This is a genomic window from Dehalococcoidia bacterium (assembly GCA_035310145.1).
In the GTDB taxonomy this organism is placed as follows: domain Bacteria; phylum Chloroflexota; class Dehalococcoidia; order CAUJGQ01; family CAUJGQ01; genus CALFMN01.
This window is the reverse complement of record DATGEL010000094.1, coordinates 20,692-39,122: the sequence shown is the minus strand read 5'-3', so window position 1 is coordinate 39,122 and position 18,431 is coordinate 20,692. Positions and strand designations below refer to the sequence as shown.

Below are 18,431 nucleotides of genomic sequence, written 5' to 3'. Positions count from 1 at the left end.
GGAGGAGGGAGTGGAACGTCAGACGTGGGCCAGGGCCGAGGCGCGCAGCAGCGCGTCGTAGCGGCCGTCGGCGCGGAGTTCTGCCAGGCCGCGGTTGAACTGCCGAAGCAGCGTGTCCTGCTCACCGCGGCCGACGGCCAGCGTCAGGCCGGCCGGCGCGAAGGTCGGACCGACGGCGCGAAACCGCTCTGGGCCGTGTTCCCGCACCAGCTCGAGACCGGTGGCGGCCGAGGTGATGAAGGCGGCCGCGCGCCCCGCTTCGACCACGGCCAGCAGGCGCTCGGCGTCGTCCACCGGCAGCAGGATCTGGCGTGGAAAACGGCGGCGCAGCCATTCCTCGGCGTAGCTGTTGGACTTGACGGCAAGCGGCGCGGTCACGCGCTCCAGGCCAGGCCAGAGGGGGCCGTCGCGCAGGGCGAAGGCGGCCAGCTCGTCGACGTAGTAGGCGGCGCTGAACTCGAACCACTGGGCGCGGCGCAGGCTGGCGGTCATATCCAGCACCGCGTCGACGTGGCCCGCGGCCAGCCAGATGCTTTGCATCAACGGCCCGTCGGCGGCGACGAACTCCATTTCGTCGCCGCCCTCGGCCAGGCAGGCGCGGCAGAGATCGACGCTGAAGCCGGCCGGCTCGCCCGTCAGGTCATTGAGCGAGGTGAAGGGCGGGTTTTCCCGGTCGATGGCGATGCGCAGCAACTCAGACATCGGCAAGCCAGGCGACAGGTGACAAGTTACTGGTTACAGGTTACAGGGGAGGGGTGGCGGGGACTGTCACTTGTCACCTGTAACCTGCTCCCTGCTCGGCAGTTCGAAGAAAACGCTGCGATCGCGGGCCAGCCGGGCGTTGATGCCGAGCTTCGGCGTTGTCGGGCAGACGGCGAGCAGGTGGTCGCGCTCGATCAGGGCGATGAGCGCCTTGAGCTGCGGATTCTCCAGCCCGATCACGAGATCTACGGCGGCGGGAACGCAGAGGTGAATCATGAGCGTCGCTTCGCCGGGCAGCCACTCGGCGTGCGCCTGCCAGCCCGGCCGCGCGGCCTGTGCCGGCAGCTCCAGCAGCTCCGGGTGATCCTCGACATCCACGAACACGTAGGGCGTCGCCTCGTGCTCGCGGCCGCGCTTCTCGTACCACTCGCCCAGGCCGCCGCCCACGACCTCCAGCCGGATCGGCGCCGGTTCCGTCGCGGCCATCTCAGCGAGTCGTGGCCGGTTCGGCGGGCGTGCCGGGCGGATCGACCCAGCGGCCGTCGGCCTTGATCAGCGCCACCAGCTCGGCAACGCCCTCTTCCTGCGGAATGCTCGTCTTCACCAGCTCGCGGCCGCGGTAGAGGGCGATCTGTCCGCCGGCGCGGCCGACGTAGCCGTAGTCGGCGTCGGCCATCTCGCCGGGGCCGTTGACGATGCAGCCCATCACGGCGATGTTCAGGCCGACGAGATGGCTGGTCGCCCCTTTCACCTGGTTGAAGACGGTGGGCAGGTCGAACTTGGTGCGGCCACAACTCGGGCAGGCGATGAACTCGACCTTCGTGCGGCGCAGGCCGAGCGCCTGCAGGATGTCATAGCAGACGGGTAACTCGTTGATCGGGTCTTCGGCCAGCGAGACGCGGATCGTGTCGCCGATGCCCTCGGCCAGCAGCGTGCCGATGCCGGCGGTCGATTTAACGCGAGCGTACTCGCCGTCGCCAGCCTCGGTTACGCCGAGGTGCAGCGGGTAGTCCATGCCCTGCTCGGCCATGCGCTGCGCCGCGAGCCGGTTCGCCTGGATCATGATCGGTACGCGCGAGGCCTTCAGCGAGATCACGATGTTGCGGAAGTCGTGCGACTCGCAGATGCGTACGTACTCGAGCGCCGATTCGACCATGCCTTCGGGCGTGTCGCCGTAGGTGACGAGCAGCCGCTCGGCCAGCGAGCCGTGGTTGACGCCAATGCGCATCGCCACGCCGCGCGCCTTGCAGATCTCGATCACGGGCAGCAGGCTGCGCTCGATCGCCTCCAGCTCTTCACGGATCTCGCCGGCAGAATACTCCTCGGCGCGCTGGCGCGGCTTGCGGTAGACGAAGAGGCCGGGGTTGACGCGCACCTTGTCCACGTACTTCGCCACTTCCACGGCGATGTCGGTGCCCTGGTGGTGCACGTCGGCCACCAGCGGAATGCGGTAGCCACGCCGATCCAGCTCGGCGCGGATCTCGCCCAGGCACTTCGCGTCGGCCATCGTCGGCGTGGTGACGCGCACCAGCTCGCAGCCGGCCCGGTAGAGGCGAACGATCGACTCCACGCAGGCGGGCACGTTGCGCGTGTCTTCGGTGATCATCGACTGCACGAGGATCGGCGCCGAGCCGCCGATCGCGGCTTCGCCGACGCGCACCTCGCGCGTGGGCCTGCGGGCGGAGACGACGTCCACGACACACTCCGAACACGGATTCACATCGTAGGGAGCAGGGGTTAGGGGCGGGGATCGGATCCCGCTCCGGCAGGCCGATCGTAGCACGGGCTTCGCGGGCGGCAAAGAATGGATCGGCACGATGGCGCGTATCTATAGGTGAAGGAATGGCGGCGGAATCCGGCCGGCCTTGCGGAGTAGCAACGGTCGATCGCCGCGGGATGATGCTCGAAAGCAGGCGCCATGCTACAAGCATCTTGACGGATAATGGATACACACGTAATAGCAGCCGAAGTTGCCGCCGAGCTGGGCTCGCTTCCCGAGCGACGCCTGCCGCTCAGCGATCTGTGCGCGCGCCTGGAGCGGCCGTTGAGCGAAGTCGCCGCCGCGTGCGAAGTGCTCCGCAGCTGCGGCATCGTCGCCTCCTGCGACGGCGGCGTGCCCGCGCTGGCCGCGCGGGGTGAGCGCCGCGGCTCGCGCCTGGTGCTGATCGCCGAGAACAGCGCCGCGGTGGCACACGTGCTCGCCGCGCTGCTGGAAGGCGAGGGCTACGGCGTGCTGATCGCCCGCACGCTGGGCCTTGCCGAGGGCGTGCTGCGCGCCACAAGCGTCGATCTGGTGATCGCCGACAGCTTCGCGGCGACCGCGGCCGCGGCGCTCACGCGGCTGGCCGCGCTGCGCGACCTTGCCCGGCCGGCGCCGGTGCTGCTGTTCACCGGCCACCGCGACGTGCCCGAACTCGCCGCGCGCGCCGCCGGCTACGCGGGTATGCTGCCGAAGCCGTTCGACATCGACGAGCTGCTGGCGCGCGTCGGCGCCGCGATCAACGGCCGCGCCCCGGCCTGAGCCGCGGCGGCTGAGCTACTGCTGCACCAGCGTCAGGCGATTGCCCTCCGGGTCGGCGATGCCGGCGATCGTCGGCCCCTGCGGCAGGTCGAAGGGTTGCGAAAGCACCGAGCCGCCCAGCTCCTCCGCCTTCTTCAAGGACCCGCGCAGGTCGCGCACCTGGACGTAGAGCGAGACGCCGGGGTGGTCGCCCTGGCGGATGTGGCCGGCCGGCCCCGGCTCCGGCCCGCCGACGCCAGCCGGGATGCGCATCACCGGCCCCTCGCCGATCTCCCAGTTGAAGAGCCGGCTGTAGAAGGCGCGCTGTTTCTCCGCGTCGCGCGCCTGGATCTCCCAGTGGACAACGGGCCGTGCCCAATCGTCCGCCATCGTACGCCTCCTGGAAGGTGACAGGTTACTGGTGACAGGTGACAGGGGCGTCATCACCCGATCCGGACCTGACACCGACTGTCCTGCCCGACTGTGGGTTACGCCGTGGCGAGCTGCAGCGTCCCGAGGAAGTTATAGCCGGTGTGCGCCGAGCTGCGCGCCGCCTTCTGCATGAACGCCTCTTCGACCTTGCCCGCCTTGTAGCCGCGCAGCAGTTGCTTGAACGCCATCTTGATCGTGGCCTCGTCGATCATCTCGCCGTTGTCCGGGTCGGCGATCGCGCCAAGCCCCTTCGCGTCGGCCTCCTCGTAGAGCACGACGACCTTCTGCGCGTGTTCGATCTGCGCGTCGCTGGGCGTGTAGACCTCGTTGATGATCGGGATGTGCGAGGGGTGGATCGCCCAGCGGCCGTCGAAACCGTAGCCGGCGGACTCGATCGACATCTCGCGCAGCGCGTCCAGCTCGCGCACCTTGAGATGCACGTTGTCGATCGCGTCGATGCCGGCGGCGCGGGCGGCGTTGACGACGCGCTGCTTGGCGTACAAGAAGCGGATGTTCTGGTTCTCGTAGGCGTCGGCGATGCCCATCTCGGCGGCGTAGTCGGCGATGCCGAAGATGATGCCGGCCATGCGCGGCGAGGCCGTGGCGATGCGATACGCGTTCTCCACGCCCATCGCCGTCTCGATCAGCGCCTCGATCTGGATCGTGCGCGTCCAGCCGGCCTGCTGCTCGTACTTCGTCAGCAGCTCGTCCACGCGCTCGATCTGCGAGGGCTCGAAGCTCTTGGGGATGATCACGCCGTGGAACTTGTCCACCGCGTGCGTCACGACGTATTCGATATCGCCCTCGAAGAAGGGCGACTGCGTGTTGTTGGGGCGGAAGGTGACGAACTTCGTGCCCCAGTCGAGCGTGTTGAACGCCTCGGAGATGACGCGCCGCACCTCCTCGCCCTTCGCCGAGAGCGGGCAGGCGTCCTCGCAGTCCGCCATGATCTCGTCGGCGTCGGACGCGGCGGCCTTCTCCAGCATGCGCCTCTGGTGGCCGGGTAACGTCAGCTCTGAGCGCCGGATGGTGACTCCGCCAGCCATGGTTCGCCTCCGCAGGTTTCAGCGTACTGGTGACAGGTGATCGGTGGGCAAAAACGTCCCGTGCGCCTGGAGCTTATCCAGCCAGCAGGTTCCGCGCGATCACCTTCAGCTCCAAAATCGGCTTCGCGCCTTCGAAGATCGGCAGCACCTGCGCGTCGGCCACGTAGCGCGAGATCGGCGTCTCCTCGGCGTAGCCCCAGCCGCCGTGCAGCAGCTGCCCTTCCTGCGTGAGCCACACGGCCACGTCGCAGGCGAAAAGCTTGGCCATCGCCGCGTCGAGGGCGCCGCGTTCGTTCCCCTGCATCGCCCGCGCGGCGGCGTAGGTCAGTTGCCGGGCGGCCGCGAGCTGCGTGGCCATGCGGCCGAGCTTGTACTGGGTGAGCTGGTACTCGCCGATCGGCTTGCCGAACTGCCTGCGGTCGCTGCAGTAGGTCGCGGTCTGCTCCAGCGCCGCCTGGGCGACACCGCAGGCGCGGCCGCCGGTCTGCAGGCGGCCCATCTCGAAGCCGGCCATCTGCAAATAGAAGCCGCGGTTCAGCCCGGCATCCATGCCCACGAGGTTTTCTGCCGGCACGAAGTAGCCGTCGAAGTTGAGCATGAACGAGTGCATGCCGCGGTAGCCCGGTGTGGCGATCGCCTTGCCGGAGATGGCGCCTCCTCCGGGCTGGCGCTGCTCGAAGGCGTGACCGGACTCGGGCTGCTTCTCGACGATGAACAGCGAGAGGCCGCGGGCGCCGGAGGCCGGGTCGGGGTTCGTGCGCGCCAGCAGCGCCAGCACGTCGGCGCGGCCGGAAAAGGTGCTCCAGGCCTTGTTGCCGTTGATCAGCCAGCCGGCCTTGCCGTCCAGCGTCGCCCGCTCGGCTTTGCATGCGACGCCGGCCACGTCGGAGCCGATGTCCGGCTCGGTGACGGCGATGGCGACGAGCTTCTCGCCGCAGGCGATCCGCGGCAGCCAGGTCTGCCGCTGCTCCTCCGTGCCGCCGGCGAGCAGCGCCTTGATCAGGATCTCCGGGCGCGTGTTGAGGCTGCCCGCGGCGCCCAGCGAGGCAGCCGACAGCTCCTCGGTGGTGATCACCATCACCGGGTAGCCCATCTCGGTGCCGCCGTACTGCTCGGGAATCGAGGCGGCGAAGAGGCCCATCTCCGCGATCTTCTTGATCAGGTCTTCCGGCACGAGCAGGTCTTCACGGTGGATCTGCTCGGCCAGCGGCGCGACCTCGCTTTTGGCGAAGGCGCGCACGTGATCGCGCGTCATCTCGGCCGTCTCGTCGTCCAGCCAGATGCGGTTGCCGCCGCGCGTCGCCAGCACCTGCCGGCCGATGGCGCGGTGCCGCGCTTCAGCCATGCCGGCACGAATGATCGCCAGCAGCTCCGGCGTGCCAAGCTCCGCGCGCAGCGTCGCGTCGTCCACGCCGAAGTCGTCGGGCGCGGTCTCGATCTGCGTGCGCAGCCGCTGCGCCGTCTCCGCGGCGAAGGCGATCGCCATCGACTCCAGCTCGGGGCCGGCTTCGCCCGCGGCCGCCGCGGCCTCGGCGTAGCGCAGCAGCTCGCTTGCGGCGCGCAGCTCGGTGGCGGCGTAGGCGATGCGCTCGGCCTGCACCTGGTGCTCGTCGATCGCCTTGCCCGCGTTGGTCACGGCTCTGGCGTGCGCCAGGGCGCGGTCCAGCACACCCTGCGCCGCGGCCGTGAGGCGCCGCGCGCCGCCGAGCGAGATCCCCTGCTGCACTGTCGTATTCGTGCTCATCGGTTTGCGCTCCAGTATGAGGCGGGATCAGGACACCGGCGTGCGGCGCGGCATCGTCAGCCAGTAGTCGAGGTCGAGCACGACGGCCGGGTTGTAGGTCTCGCGGCCCGTTTTCTCGTCGCTGAGGCGCAGCGGCACGTCCTCGTGCGCCGGGTTGGCGTTCTTCACGGCGACGAGGCGCAGCCGCAGGGCGCCGGCGTGGGCGGCGCCGGGCAGATCGGCCTTCTCCAGCACGTCCGACCAGGCGTAGATCGTGTCGCCGGCGAAGCTCGGATTGGCGTGCGTGCCGCCGTTCCAGGCGAGCATGCCCAGCGCGTTCTCCAGCCCATTGAAGGAGAGCGAGCGGGCGATCGAGATGATGTGCCCGCCGTAGATCAGCCGCCGGCCGAAGCGCGTATCTTTGGTCAAATGCGCGTCGAAGTGGATGCGCGCCGTGTTCTGGTAGAGCCGCGTGGCGAGCTGCGCCTCGGCCTCTTCGATCGTCATGCCGTCGTTGTGGTGAATGCGCTCGCCGGCCTGGTAGTCCTCGAAGAAGAAGCGGCCGCCCGTGGCGCCGGCGTCGAAGCCCTGCGCCCGCAGCGCCGGCATCGCGCGCAGCGAGGCGGCGGGCACGCTGGCCGGCAGCTCGGGCACGGAGTCGGCGCCGGTCGGTGTCTTCGGGTCGCGCTTATTGACCATCACCCAGCGGTAGAACTCGATAACCTTCTGCTGCTTCTGATTGAAGCCGCGCGTCTGCACGTAGACGATGCCCGTCGCGCCGCTCGACGTTTCTTTGAGGCCGAGCACGGTCGACTCGGCACGCAGCGTGTCGCCGGCGTAGACCGGCAGCAGGAAGCGCACGTCGGCGTAGCCCAGGTTGGCGACGGCATTGAGCGAGACGTCCGGCACGGACTTGCCGAAGACGGTGTGAAAGACGAGCAGGTCGTTGATCGGCTCGCGACGGAAGCCGAGGGCGCGGGCGAACTCGGCGTCGCAGTAGAGCGGGCAGCGGTCGCCGAAGAGGGCGATGTACAGCGCGGCGTCACCCTCGCGCAGCGTGCGCGGCGCGGCGTGGCGCAGCGACTCGCCCTGCGCAAAATCCTCGAAGAAGCGGCCGACGTTGGTCTTGCTGGAACGAGCCGTCTGGCTTGCCATGGGCGCTGCGCTCCGGTGCGGCGGAGAGTGGCGCCGCGCTCGACGTAATGCGATCGAGCGCGGTGCGCTGAGTATACGTCCCGCCGCGGACGAGCGATAGTGCACATTTGCACAATCTATAGACAGGATAGGCTCACCGCCGGGATCCTGGAGCGGCCCGCGGTCGATTACGTTGCCGGCAGGCTAGACGCTGCGCTCAGCTTCGCGAGGGTGCTTCGCTCGGCGGGGCCGCGGAGCGAGGGACTCAGCCCGCGCATCGGTAGGCTGCCGACCAGGCTTCTGCAAATGCTCGGGCAGCCGGTTCGTCGGGAGCACGTGCACCGGCAGTTCGTCGATGTGCATGTCAACGAGTCGATCAAGGACCAAATCGTGCACGTCACTCGGATCATCGAGATCAACCGCGACCCACAGCCATGTTTCGCTCGGGTCATCCCAGCCATGCGTCACGGCAAACTCCGCGTCGGGATAGGCGTGTCGGATCGTATCTTCAAGTTCCTGCACGGCGTGCTGGATGCGCTGCTTGCGCGTTGTTACAGCGGTCATTGTCTCGATCCCCGTCGCTGTACCGCCTCGACGAAGCGGATTGCGGCCCGCACCGCCGACTCGGCACGACTCTTGCTCACGCTTCGGCTGGCATAATCGGCGATGTGGCGGTTGTGGATGAGGTCGCTCAGTACGCCGCGCAACTCGCGGTCGTACAAATGCCGCTGGCCGATCAGCACTCCGACAAATCGGCTTGCGACGAAGTCGTGCCTCCAACCGCTCGTTGCCCGCAAGTCTGCGCGAATCAGCGCCACGATCGCGGCGAGAAAGCAGGCATAGTAGGCGCGGCTCGCACAGGTATTGTAGCGCCCCGCCGTCTGATCGCTTTGCGCCGCCGCCAGGTTTTCGAGTGCCTTGGCGAGGTAGTCTTCGGCGTCGCTGATCGTGCACCTCCACTCGCCCCATTCTGCGACGACTTCCACACTCAGCGCTGTTCGATGCCAGCCCAGCGCAGTGAGAGCGCCATGATCTCCGGCGTGAGCTGGTGGCCGCCCTCGAACTCGTGGTAGGTCAGGTCGTAGCCGTTGAACTGCAACTGCGGCGCCAGCATGCGGCTGGTGGCGTTGATCGGCAGCACCTGGTCCTGCGTGCCGTGCGTAATCAGGATCCGCGGCAGGCCCACCAGGCTCGGTGGCCAGCAGAAGCCGGGCGAGTTCGCCAGGATGTGCGTAAACAGGTCGCCGTTGGCGAGCCCGAGACCCAGCGCATACGAGGCGCCATCGGAGAAGCCCTCGATAAGGCAGTGCGCCGGGTCGACGTTCACACGGGCGAACAGCTCGCGCAGCGCCGTGTCGATGCGGGCCACATCGCTGCCGTAGCCGCCGATCAGCACGTCCCAGGTGCGCGTCTCCGAGCTGGGACAGAGCACGACCATGCCGAACGCCTCGGCCGTCTCGCGCCAGCGGCCAAGCATCCGCTCGCCGGTACCCGTGGCTCCATGCAGCGCCAGCATGAAGGGGGCCGGCCGCGCATGGACGTACGAGGCCGGCACGAGCAGCACACCGTCCCAGCCGGCACTCGGTGGCGCAACGTGCTCGCCGGGCGGATACGGCTGCGCGTTCGCGGCGGAGCGGCGCGGCCTCGCGGTAAAGCGCCCCGCCCCGTAGCCTTCGGGCAGCCGTTCGCTCGCCTGCGCCATCACGCACACTCCCGGCCAATCGCGGCGGCGCCAGCGTACCATTTTGCCGTGGCCCGCTTCGGTGGTTGGCTGGGTTGGTTAACAGCCGTCTGATTTGTGATTTGCAAGGACAGGCGATGGATAGCATCCAGCTTGCTGAGCGCGGCTTCGGCAATTGGCACGGTTTTGCTCCGAATCATGAGGACGCGTTGGTGTCGATGCTGCCATCTCAGCCAGGCGTGTACGCCATCCGGCGCAGGACACCGATCTGTCGCTTCATCGGTTCCTCAGATCTCGCCTACATCGGCTCCGCGTCCAATCTGCGGGGGCTCAAGGGCCGGATCAGGCAGTACTTCCACCCTGGGCCGACGCAATACACAAACCAGCGGATACGGGCGCTGATCGCCGCATCGCCGGACTACGAAATTGGCTACGTCAGGACAGATACGGCGATGGCCGCCGTGATGTTGGAGTCCACCCTGCTCGAACGTTACGAGGCTGAGCACGGCGAACTGCCGCCCCTGAACCACCGCCACTAAGCTGCGGGCAATCCTTAGCTCGCGTGCTTTGACGGGCTGCCGGCGCGCTCCTACGATGAAGCGGAGCGAGCGCCGGGCGGCGCTTTGCGCTGGCGCGATGGCCCTCCCGACCTGGGTGTGGGCGCGGACCGGCGCTGCACGAAGGAGAGAACGCCATGCGTGAGGCCGTGATCTGCACCCCGCTGCGAACTCCGGTAGGCCGCTTCGGCGGCGCCCTGCGCGACGTGCAAGCAGAGGACCTGGCGGCGCTGGTGGTCGAGAAGGTGCTGGAGCGCTCCGGCCTCAAGGGCGAGCAGGTGGACGACGTGATCTTCGGCCACTGCTACCCCAACGGCGAGACGCCGGCGATGGGCCGCCTGGCGCCGCTGCACGCCGGCCTGCCGGTCGAAGTCCCCGGATTCCAGCTCGACCGCCGCTGCGGCTCCGGCCTGCAGGCGATCTGCCTCGCGGCGATGGAGGTGCAGACCGGCGTGGCCGACGTGGTGCTGGCCGGCGGTGTGGAGAGCATGAGCAACGCCGAGTTCTACAGCACGCAGACGCGCTGGGGGCCGAACCGCGGTGAGATCAAGCTGATGGACCGGCTCGACCGTGGCCGCGTCACCGCCGGCACCTACCGCTATCCGGTGGATGGCGGCATGCTGGAGACGGCCGAGAACCTGCGCAAGCAGTACAACATCCCGCGGCAGGAACAGGACGAGTACGCGCTGCGCAGCCACCAGCGCGCCGTCGCCGCGATCGAGAACGGCAAGTTCGACAACGAGATCGTGGCCGTGCCGGTGCCGGCGAAGAAGGGCGAGGGCACGCTCTTCGGCCGCGACGAGCATCCCCGCGCCGACACCACGCTGGAGAAGCTCGCCGCGCTGCGCCCCGTGCGGCTGCGCCAGGATCCCGACGCGACCGTGACCGCCGGCAACGCCAGCGGCGAGAACGACGCCGCGGCCTGCTGCATCGTCACCTCGCCTGAGAAGGCCGCCGAGCTGGGCCTCCAGCCGCTGGGCAAGCTGCGCTCCTGGGGCGTGGCCGGCGTGCATCCGGCCTACATGGGCATCGGCCCCGTGCCGGCGACGAAGAAGGCGCTGGAACGGGCCGGCCTCTCGCTGGCCGATATGGAGCTGATCGAGCTGAACGAGGCGTTCGCCGCGCAGGTACTCGCGGTCACGCGCGAATGGAACTTCGGCGAGCGTGACTTCGACCGCACCAACGTCAACGGCTCCGGCATCTCGATCGGCCATCCCGTGGGCTGCACCGGCGTGCGCGTCATGGCGACGCTGCTGAACGAGATGGAGCGGCGCAACGCGCAGTTCGCGCTGGAGACGATGTGCATCGGCGGCGGCCAGGGGATCGCCGCCGTCATCGAGCGCGTCGCGTAGGGAACAGGTGACGGGTTACAGGTGACAGTGAGGGGCGGCTCGCGGGCCGCCTCTTCACATTCCTGCATGGGGAGCACAGGTATGAGCGAGGGAGCGGCGCACCCGATCTGGAACCTGATGGGGCTGCTGTTCAAGGCGCACCCGTGGCACGGCGTGGCGATCGGCTCGGAGGCGCCGCGCCGCGTCACGGCCTACATCGAGATCGTGCCGGCCGACACGGTGAAGTTCGAGATCGACAAGGTCAACGGCTACCTGCGCATCGACCGGCCGCAGCAGTTCTCCAACATCTGCCCCTCGCTCTACGGCCTGATTCCGCAGACGCTCTGCGCCGAGCGCGTGGCCGAGCTGTGCATGGCGAAGACCGGCCGTGAAGGGATCGTCGGCGACGGCGACCCGCTCGACATCTGCGTGCTCACGGAGAAGACGCTCAGCCACGGCGATGTGCTGGTCGAGGCGATCCCGATCGGCGGCCTGCGCCTGATCGACGGCGACGAGGCCGACGACAAGGTCGTGGCGGTGCTCAAGGGCGATGCCGTTTACGGCCGCGCACAGGACATCTCCGAGTGCCCGGAGAGCGTGCTGGAGCGGCTGAAGCACTACTTTTTGACCTACAAGCAGGACCCGGAGTCGCCGCAGCGCAAAGTCGAGATCGACGGCGTCTACGGCGCGGCCGAGGCGCACGAGGTCATCGTCCGCAGCCAGCAGGACTACCAGGCGCGCTTCGCCGGCATCTATTCATTGCTCAAAGGCTGAAGGGCTGAAGGGCCGAGCGTCGGCCCTCGGCCCTCACCCCCGTCCCCCTCTCCCAATCCTGGGCGAGGGGCGATCGTGCGCAGCACGACTCGACCGGCGTCGGGTTAACCGTGTTGATCATGGAACGCTCCGGGCTGGATCGTCTCCTTCCCCCAGGATTGGGAGAAGGAGAGACGAGAGGATGAGGGCCGACCGCCGCGCATCGATCGCTGCGATCCCCTGTGCTAGAGTGCGCAACGGGACCGCCGTCAACCACTCAAGCGCGCGGACCGTTCGGAGTCTTCAAGCCTCAGCGTTCGATCCCTCTCGCCGTGAAATCTACACGGCAGTCACCATGCTGGGGGTGAGCGCCATGGGCGAGTAAGCGCCCATCCAATACCAAAGCTTGCCCCATACGACCATCGGAGATCTCTCATGAAGATCCACGAGTACCAGGCGAAGTCGATTCTCGACGAGTTCGGCGTGCCGATCCCGAAGGGGCGCGTCGCCACCACGGCGGCCGAGGCCCGCGCCGTCGCCGAGGAGCTGGGCGGCAAGGTCGTGGTCAAGGCGCAGATCCACGCCGGCGGGCGCGGCAAGGGCGGCGGCGTCAAGCTCGCCAACAGCGCCGACGAGGCCGAGCGCGTCGCCGGCCAGATCCTCGGCATGCAGCTCGTCACGCACCAGACCGGGCCGGAGGGCCAGATGGTCAAGAGCGTGCTGGTCGAGGAGCAGATGCAGGTGCAGCGCGAGCTGTACGTCGCCGTGTTGGTGGACGGCGCGATCGGCGAGCCGGTGATGATGGCCAGCGCCGCCGGCGGCATGGAGATCGAAGAAGTCGCCGCGGCGACACCGGAAAAGATCTTCCGCGTCGCCATCGACCCGGCCACCGGCTTTCAGCCCTACATGGCGCGCGAGCTGGCCTTCAACATCGGCCTCACCGGCGATGCCCTGCGCCCGGCCACCCAGCTCATGACGGGCCTCTACAACGCCTTCGCCGCCAAAGACGCCTCGCTGGCCGAGATCAACCCGCTCGTCGTCACGGCGGATGGCCGCGTGCTGGCGCTGGACGCCAAGTTCAACATCGACGACAACGCGCTCTTCCGCCACAAGGAGATCGCCGAGCTGCGCGACGTGGACGAGGAAGACCCGCTGGAAGTGCAGGCCAAGGCGCACGGCATCGACAACTACATCAAGCTCGACGGCAACATCGGTTGTATCGTCAACGGCGCCGGCCTGGCGATGGCGACGATGGACACGATCAAGCTGGCGGGCGGCGAGCCGGCCAACTTTTTGGACATCGGCACGGTGAACAACCCGGAGCGCGTGGCCAGCGCCCTGCAGGTGATCATCGAAGACCCCTCGGTGAAGGCGATCCTGGTCAACATCTTCGGCGGCATGGCGCGCGTGGACGTGATCGCGCAGGGCGTGATCGAGGGCTTCCACCGGCTCGATCTGAAGATCCCCGTCGTCGCGCGCCTGGAGGGCACGAACCTCGAAGAAGGCGAGCGGCTGCTGAACGAATCCGGCCTGCCCGTGATCCGCGGCAAGGACCTGGGTGAGGCGGCGAAACTGGCCGTGCAGGCGGCGGGCAAAGCCTGAGGTCGCGGCGTAGCGCACGCGAAGGCGTAGTCCGCGCGGCCGCGTCCGTCGCGGGTAGAGGGAGAGATCGGCGTGAGCGTTCTGGTCGACGAGAACACGCGGCTGCTGGTGCAGGGCATCACCGGCGGCGAGGGCAGCCAGCACGCCCGGCGCAGCATCGCCTACGGCACGAAGGTCGTCGCGGGCGTGACGCCGGGGCGCGGCGGGCAGAAGTTCGACGAGACGGTGCCCGTCTTCAACACCGTGCGCGAGGCCGTGGCGGAGACCGGCGCCAACGTCAGCATCATTTACGTGCCGGCGCCCTTCGCCGCCGACGCAATCCTCGAGTCCGCCGAGGCCGGCATGCCGCTCGTCGTCTGCATCACCGAGGGCATCCCGGTGATGGACATGGTGATGGTGCGCCGGGCACTGCAGGGCGGCAAGACGACGCTGATCGGCCCCAACTGCCCCGGCGTGATCACGCCCGGCGCCCAGTGCCGCGTCGGCATCATGCCGGGCCAGGTCTTTGCGCCGGGCAGCGTGGGCGTGATCTCGCGCTCCGGCACGCTCGTCTACGAGGCGGTAGCGCAGCTCACCAACCTGGGCATCGGCCAGTCGAGCTGCGTGGGCGTGGGCGGCGACCCGGTGATCGGCACGCGGCAACGCGAGGTGCTGGAGCTGTTCAACGACGACTCGGAGACGGCGGCGCTGGTGCTGATCGGCGAGATCGGCGGCAGCGCCGAGCAGGAGGCGGCCGAGTACATCAAGGCGAACGTGAAGAAGCCGGTCGTCGCCTTCATCGCTGGCGCCACGGCGCCGCCCGGCCGGCGCATGGGCCACGCCGGCGCGATCATCTCCGGCAACTCCGGCACCGCCGAGGCGAAGAAGCAAGCGCTGCGCGAGGCCGGCGCCGTGATCGTGGACAGCCCCGCCGAGATCGGCGCCACCACGCGGCGCGTGCTGAAGGAGCACGGGCTGGCGTAGCCATCGGCCCTCACCCTCACCTCATCTGTGTGGCCCCTCTCCCTCTCCCAATCCTGGGAGAGGGAGAGGGGCGATCCTGGGGAGGAAGTTCCGCTGCGGCGTCGTGGTAGCGATCTGCTGTAGGGGCGCACGGCGTGCGCCCGTCGCGGCAGCGACGCGACGGTCAACCTGACAACGCTCCGGCTTGATCTGCGCGCCATCGCCCCTGCTCTCCCATGCGCGCTTGTACAGCCGCGGATCTCCTGCAGCCGTGCGCGTGGGGAGCGGGGACGGGGGTGTGAGGGCCGCCCCCTCACGCCGGCATGGGCAGCAGGCCAAGCACCGCGGCCCGCGCCTCGGCGGCGACGAACAGGCTGCCCGTGGCCAGCACCAGGTCGCCGCCGCCGGCTTCGCTCAGCGCGGCGTCCATCGCCGCCGGCACGTCCGGGGCGAGGCGCACCATCATGCCGGCATCCTGAAACGCCTGGCCGACGTTCGCGGCCGCCGCCGCGCGCGGGTGCTGCGCCGCCGTGGCGATCACCGTCGGGTCGAGCGGCGTGAAGGCGGCGGCGATCGTGGCGAGATCCTTGTCGCTCGAGGCGCCGACGACCAGGTAGAAGCCGCGGTGCGGCAGGTCCTCGCGGACCGTTTGCGCCAGGCGGCGGGCCGAATCCGGGCTGTGGGCGCCGTCGACCACGACGAGCGGGCTGCGCTTCAGCACCTCGACCCGCGCCGGCCAGCGCACCTCCGCCAGACCCGCCGCCGCGCTCTGCGGCGCGAACGGCACACCGGCGTCGATCAGCTGCTCCATGCCGAGGATCGCCGTGGCCGCGTTCTCCGCCTGGAAGCGGCCGACCAGCGGCAATTTGAGCCGGTATTCGTCGCGCGGCGTGCGCAGGCGCAGCTCCTGCCCATCGAGGCTTGAGCGCCCGCGCGAAAGCTGGCAGGCGGATGCGACTTCGAACAGCGTGGCGCCGCGTTCGGCGCAGGCCGCGCGCAGCACCTCGGCGGCGCTCTCGCGTTGCAGGCCCATCACCGCGCGCACGCCGGGCCGCAGGATGCCGGCCTTGTCCGCGGCGATCTGCTGCACCGTGTCGCCAAGAATCTCGGTGTGCTCCAGGCCGATCGGCGTGAAGACGCAGAGTTGCTTCTCGTCCAGCACGTTGGTCGCATCCAGCGTGCCGCCCAGCCCGACCTCGACCACCTGCCAGGCGGCGTCCTGTTCGCGAAAGTGCAGGAAGCCGAGCGCGGTGAGCAGCTCGAACGTCGTCAGCTTCGCGCCGGCGCCGGTCAGCTCTTCGACGTGCGGCCGCATCAGGTCGCAGAGCCGTGCGAAATCGGGCTCGGCGATCGGCTCGCCGTCCACCTGCATGCGCTCGCGGATCGTGTGCAGGTGCGGGCTGGTGAAGAGGCCCGTGCGCAGGCCGCAGGCGCGCAGCAGCACCGCGATCATCGCCGCCACGCTGCCCTTGCCCTTGCTGCCGGTGATGTGCACCGTGCCGCGCCCGCGCTGCGGCTCGCCAAGGCGCGTCAGCAGCTCCCGCAGCGGCCGCAGCTCGCGCCGCGCGGCCGTGGCTCGGTCAAGCGGCGTCATCTCGTAGTTGGCGAAGGAGAGCAGCCAGTCCGCCGCCTCGACAAACTCCATGGTGCGCCCCATGCCCGTCTCGCCGTTCATTGTACGGCTGTACGGCTGTACGGCTGTACGGACGCGCCGGCTTCAAAAGTGCTCCATGCCTTCCGGGTCTTTCCAGGCCGAGGCGAGCCAGTCGTCTTTGGCCGCGGGCGGGGGGATCCAGGGCGGCAGCGGCATCAGCAGCCGATCGGACAGCGCGAACACGTACGGCTCATAGGAGCGGCGCAGGCGGGTGAGCTTTTTGGCGCCGTCGCTGTCCGGCGTGAGCGGCACGCCGGCGGCGGTCAGCGCCGAGCAGACGTTGGCGAGCTGTTCGGAGGGCAGGCGCTCCGGGTGATCCAGCCGCGGCTCCAGCACCATCACCTGGCAGAGATCCACCGCCGCGTGGCGGGCGATGGCGAACGTCAGGCGGGCCGGCCGCGCGGGAACGCCTTCGATGCCGGAGAGCACCAGCGCGCAGGCGTCGAGCACGGCCGTGATCGCGGCCAGCCACGACTGGTTGTCGTGCTGGGAGCGGAAGAAGGTGAGCAGCGGATAGGAGAGATGGCTCTCAAGCAGCTCCGCCGCCCAGCGCTCCCAGTCGGCCAGCAGCCTTGCCAGGCCGTCGATGTCGTTTTCGCGGGCGTAGCGCACGATCAGCTCAAGGCCGCCGGGCGGCGAGCCGGCGCGTGCGTCCAACAGGGTGATCGCCGTCTCGCGGCGCGAGAGCGACTGGTAGAAGGCGGGAAGATAGCCGACGACGAGACCGAGCAGGCCGAAGCCGGTGCCGGCCTCGATCACGGTCACAATGCGTCCGGCCTCGCCCAGCGGCGCCACGTCGCCGAGGCCGAGCGTGAAGAACGTCGTGCCGCTGAAATAGAGATAAGCGATCAGGCCGCTCGTTCCCTTCGGCGCCACCAGCTGGGTTTCGACGCCGCGCTGCAGCAGCGCGTAGCCGACGATCAGCGCGATCGCCCAGCTCACCAGCAGCAGCAGCAACGAGAGCGGGCCGAAATAGCTGAGAAAGCTCTCGCGCCGGCCGCCGCGCAGGCGCCGGGCGATCAGGGTCCACACCGCCCAGATGCTCAGGTAGAACAGCCGCGTCAGCCGGAAGCGGCGCGAGACGCGGCGCGGCAGCACGATCGTCTCGAACACGTCCCAGAGCACGATCGCCACGAGCGCCACGCCGCCGGCCACCGCGAGCGCATCGAGCCACACCATCGAGCCGCATCGCCTCCCACGTCCGCTGACAGGTTACTGGTTACAGGCAACAAGGCGGCCCGGGGCAAACCCGCCGGTCATCCGTCACCTCGCCGGCCCGGCCGGTTCGGCCGTCTCAAAGCTCTCGGCAGCCCTCGGAAAGGCCTGCGCCGCCGTGATCGTGTCCAGCCGGCCGCGCTTCGCCGCCTGGTCGTCGGTGACCAGCACCAGTAAGGGAATTTGCCTCTGGCCTCGGCCGTCCACGGCGCCCGCGCCTGACTGAAGCAGCCGGCCGGCAGGCGCGGCGAGCAGCGGGTCGCCGTGTTTGAGCAGCACGTACTGTTCGACGACCTCGGCGCCCATCAGGATCAGCGTGCCGATCAGGTAGGCATAGAACAAGAAGGCGATCACGGCGCCGAGCGTGCCGTAGACCTTGTCGAAGTGGCCGAAGTAGCGGGCGTAGAGGCTGAAGCCGAAGCTGAGCACGACGAAGCCGGCCGCGGCGAACAGGGCCCCCGGCCAGACGTCACGCCAGTGCATGTGCGGCGGCGAGGCCCAGGCGTAGAGCACGCCGAACGCCAGGAAGACGATGCCCAGCGGCGCCACGATCAGCAGCAGGCCGAGCGGGTAGGCCACGATGCCGCCGGCGTCTTTGCCGAGCACCTGCTCGGTGATCTTCGTCACCACCGTCAGCAACGCGGTGGCGGCGATCGAGAGGCTCAGCATGATCGCCAGGCCGAAGACCGCGCTCAGATCCTTGATCTTCTGCACCACCCACGGCGACTTCTGCTGCCGCTGCCAGATCACGTTGAGTCCCGTACGGATGGCGGTGAACACGGCGCTGCCCGACCACAGCGCGCCGACCAGCGCGATGATGCCCAGGCTCGCGCGGCCGCTCGTGGCCGCCATCACCTGCTCGCGCACGTTGGCGGTCGAGCCGCCGCCGAGGGCGCTGGTGAGCTTGTCCACCAGCGAGTTGCGCTGCGAATCACTCATGAAGTAGCCGGCGAAGGCGACGAGGAAGACCGCCATGGGAAAGATCGAGAACAGCGTGGAGTAGGCGATCGCCGCCGCGAAACTGGCGCCCCGCGCCTCGCCGTAGCCTTTTCCCGTCTGCTGCACGAAGCGGAACAGCGCCTTCATCGCAATCACCTGTCTCGTCGCCGTCGCGCGCTCGGCGCCCGCGGCCGCGGCGTTCGCTCGCGGGTGCAGCGGG

General features: G+C 69.1%; 19 protein-coding genes. 6 read left to right on the top strand and 13 right to left on the bottom strand.

All coding sequences use genetic code 11. The annotated features are described in order from the left end of the window. Positions 1 to 18: 18 nt before the first annotated feature. The 3 genes from VKV26_17725 to ispG all read right to left on the bottom strand — a co-directional run bounded on the left by VKV26_17725 (position 19) and on the right by ispG (position 2,422). Positions 19 to 702: a transporter substrate-binding domain-containing protein gene (locus VKV26_17725; GenBank protein ID HLZ71746.1), complete on the bottom strand. Its 684-nt coding sequence runs from the start codon at positions 700 to 702 to the stop codon at positions 19 to 21. A 66-nt stretch (positions 703 to 768) separates the two neighbouring features. Continuing rightward, entirely contained in the window at positions 769 to 1,188 is a 420-nt protein-coding gene (locus VKV26_17720) for a hypothetical protein (protein ID HLZ71745.1), read from the bottom strand. A gap of 1 nt (position 1,189) precedes the next feature. Continuing rightward, positions 1,190 to 2,422 carry a (E)-4-hydroxy-3-methylbut-2-enyl-diphosphate synthase gene (gene ispG, locus VKV26_17715; protein HLZ71744.1) on the bottom strand — a complete coding sequence of 411 codons (1,233 nt, stop codon included), beginning with the start codon at positions 2,420 to 2,422 and terminating at the stop codon, positions 1,190 to 1,192. Between the two features lie 222 nt (positions 2,423 to 2,644). On the opposite strand from ispG, the gene VKV26_17710 reads away from it, so the two are divergent. Then, positions 2,645 to 3,223, top strand: a complete 579-nt coding sequence (locus tag VKV26_17710; GenBank protein HLZ71743.1) for a response regulator — start codon at positions 2,645 to 2,647, stop codon at positions 3,221 to 3,223. A 15-nt stretch (positions 3,224 to 3,238) separates the two neighbouring features. Here the strand turns inward: VKV26_17710 and VKV26_17705 are convergent, their stop codons facing one another. From VKV26_17705 to VKV26_17675, 7 genes are all read right to left on the bottom strand, one after another. After that, on the bottom strand, positions 3,239 to 3,592 hold the full coding sequence (locus VKV26_17705; GenBank protein HLZ71742.1) for a VOC family protein: 354 nt from the start codon (positions 3,590 to 3,592) through the stop codon (positions 3,239 to 3,241). A 98-nt stretch (positions 3,593 to 3,690) separates the two neighbouring features. Beyond that, positions 3,691 to 4,680: a CoA ester lyase gene (locus VKV26_17700; GenBank protein ID HLZ71741.1), complete on the bottom strand. Its 990-nt coding sequence runs from the start codon at positions 4,678 to 4,680 to the stop codon at positions 3,691 to 3,693. Between the two features lie 73 nt (positions 4,681 to 4,753). Continuing rightward, positions 4,754 to 6,424, bottom strand: coding sequence for an acyl-CoA dehydrogenase (locus tag VKV26_17695; GenBank protein HLZ71740.1), 1,671 nt, complete (start codon positions 6,422 to 6,424; stop codon positions 4,754 to 4,756). A 27-nt stretch (positions 6,425 to 6,451) separates the two neighbouring features. Then, positions 6,452 to 7,558 carry a MaoC family dehydratase gene (locus VKV26_17690; GenBank protein HLZ71739.1) on the bottom strand — a complete coding sequence of 369 codons (1,107 nt, stop codon included), beginning with the start codon at positions 7,556 to 7,558 and terminating at the stop codon, positions 6,452 to 6,454. A 183-nt stretch (positions 7,559 to 7,741) separates the two neighbouring features. Next, complete coding sequence (locus VKV26_17685; protein HLZ71738.1) at positions 7,742 to 8,101, bottom strand: hypothetical protein; 360 nt, start codon at positions 8,099 to 8,101, stop codon at positions 7,742 to 7,744. Beyond that, positions 8,098 to 8,523, bottom strand: coding sequence for a HEPN domain-containing protein (locus VKV26_17680; GenBank protein ID HLZ71737.1), 426 nt, complete (start codon positions 8,521 to 8,523; stop codon positions 8,098 to 8,100). The genes VKV26_17685 and VKV26_17680 overlap by 4 nt, the downstream gene beginning before the upstream one ends. A gap of 2 nt (positions 8,524 to 8,525) precedes the next feature. Then, complete coding sequence (locus tag VKV26_17675) at positions 8,526 to 9,239, bottom strand: hypothetical protein (GenBank protein ID HLZ71736.1); 714 nt, start codon at positions 9,237 to 9,239, stop codon at positions 8,526 to 8,528. A gap of 116 nt (positions 9,240 to 9,355) precedes the next feature. Here VKV26_17675 and VKV26_17670 point away from each other — a divergent pair, with 116 nt between their 5' ends. From VKV26_17670 to sucD, 5 genes are all read left to right on the top strand, one after another. After that, positions 9,356 to 9,757, top strand: a complete 402-nt coding sequence (locus VKV26_17670) for a hypothetical protein (protein ID HLZ71735.1) — start codon at positions 9,356 to 9,358, stop codon at positions 9,755 to 9,757. A gap of 155 nt (positions 9,758 to 9,912) precedes the next feature. Further along, positions 9,913 to 11,127: an acetyl-CoA C-acetyltransferase gene (locus VKV26_17665; protein ID HLZ71734.1), complete on the top strand. Its 1,215-nt coding sequence runs from the start codon at positions 9,913 to 9,915 to the stop codon at positions 11,125 to 11,127. Positions 11,128 to 11,208: 81 nt separating this feature from the next. Continuing rightward, a complete protein-coding gene (locus tag VKV26_17660) occupies positions 11,209 to 11,880 on the top strand; it encodes an inorganic pyrophosphatase (GenBank protein ID HLZ71733.1) in 672 nt (223 codons plus the stop codon). Between the two features lie 414 nt (positions 11,881 to 12,294). Next, positions 12,295 to 13,461, top strand: a complete 1,167-nt coding sequence (gene sucC / locus VKV26_17655) for an ADP-forming succinate--CoA ligase subunit beta (protein HLZ71732.1) — start codon at positions 12,295 to 12,297, stop codon at positions 13,459 to 13,461. A 72-nt stretch (positions 13,462 to 13,533) separates the two neighbouring features. Then, positions 13,534 to 14,424, top strand: coding sequence for a succinate--CoA ligase subunit alpha (gene sucD / locus VKV26_17650; GenBank protein HLZ71731.1), 891 nt, complete (start codon positions 13,534 to 13,536; stop codon positions 14,422 to 14,424). 292 nt (positions 14,425 to 14,716) lie between these two features. On the opposite strand, the gene VKV26_17645 is transcribed toward sucD, so the two are convergent. From VKV26_17645 to VKV26_17635, 3 genes are all read right to left on the bottom strand, one after another. Further along, positions 14,717 to 16,078 carry a folylpolyglutamate synthase/dihydrofolate synthase family protein gene (locus VKV26_17645; protein ID HLZ71730.1) on the bottom strand — a complete coding sequence of 454 codons (1,362 nt, stop codon included), beginning with the start codon at positions 16,076 to 16,078 and terminating at the stop codon, positions 14,717 to 14,719. Positions 16,079 to 16,120: 42 nt separating this feature from the next. After that, entirely contained in the window at positions 16,121 to 17,236 is a 1,116-nt protein-coding gene (locus tag VKV26_17640; protein HLZ71729.1) for a potassium channel family protein, read from the bottom strand. Between the two features lie 84 nt (positions 17,237 to 17,320). Further along, a complete protein-coding gene (locus VKV26_17635) occupies positions 17,321 to 18,358 on the bottom strand; it encodes a YihY/virulence factor BrkB family protein (GenBank protein HLZ71728.1) in 1,038 nt (345 codons plus the stop codon). Positions 18,359 to 18,431 lie beyond the last annotated feature (73 nt).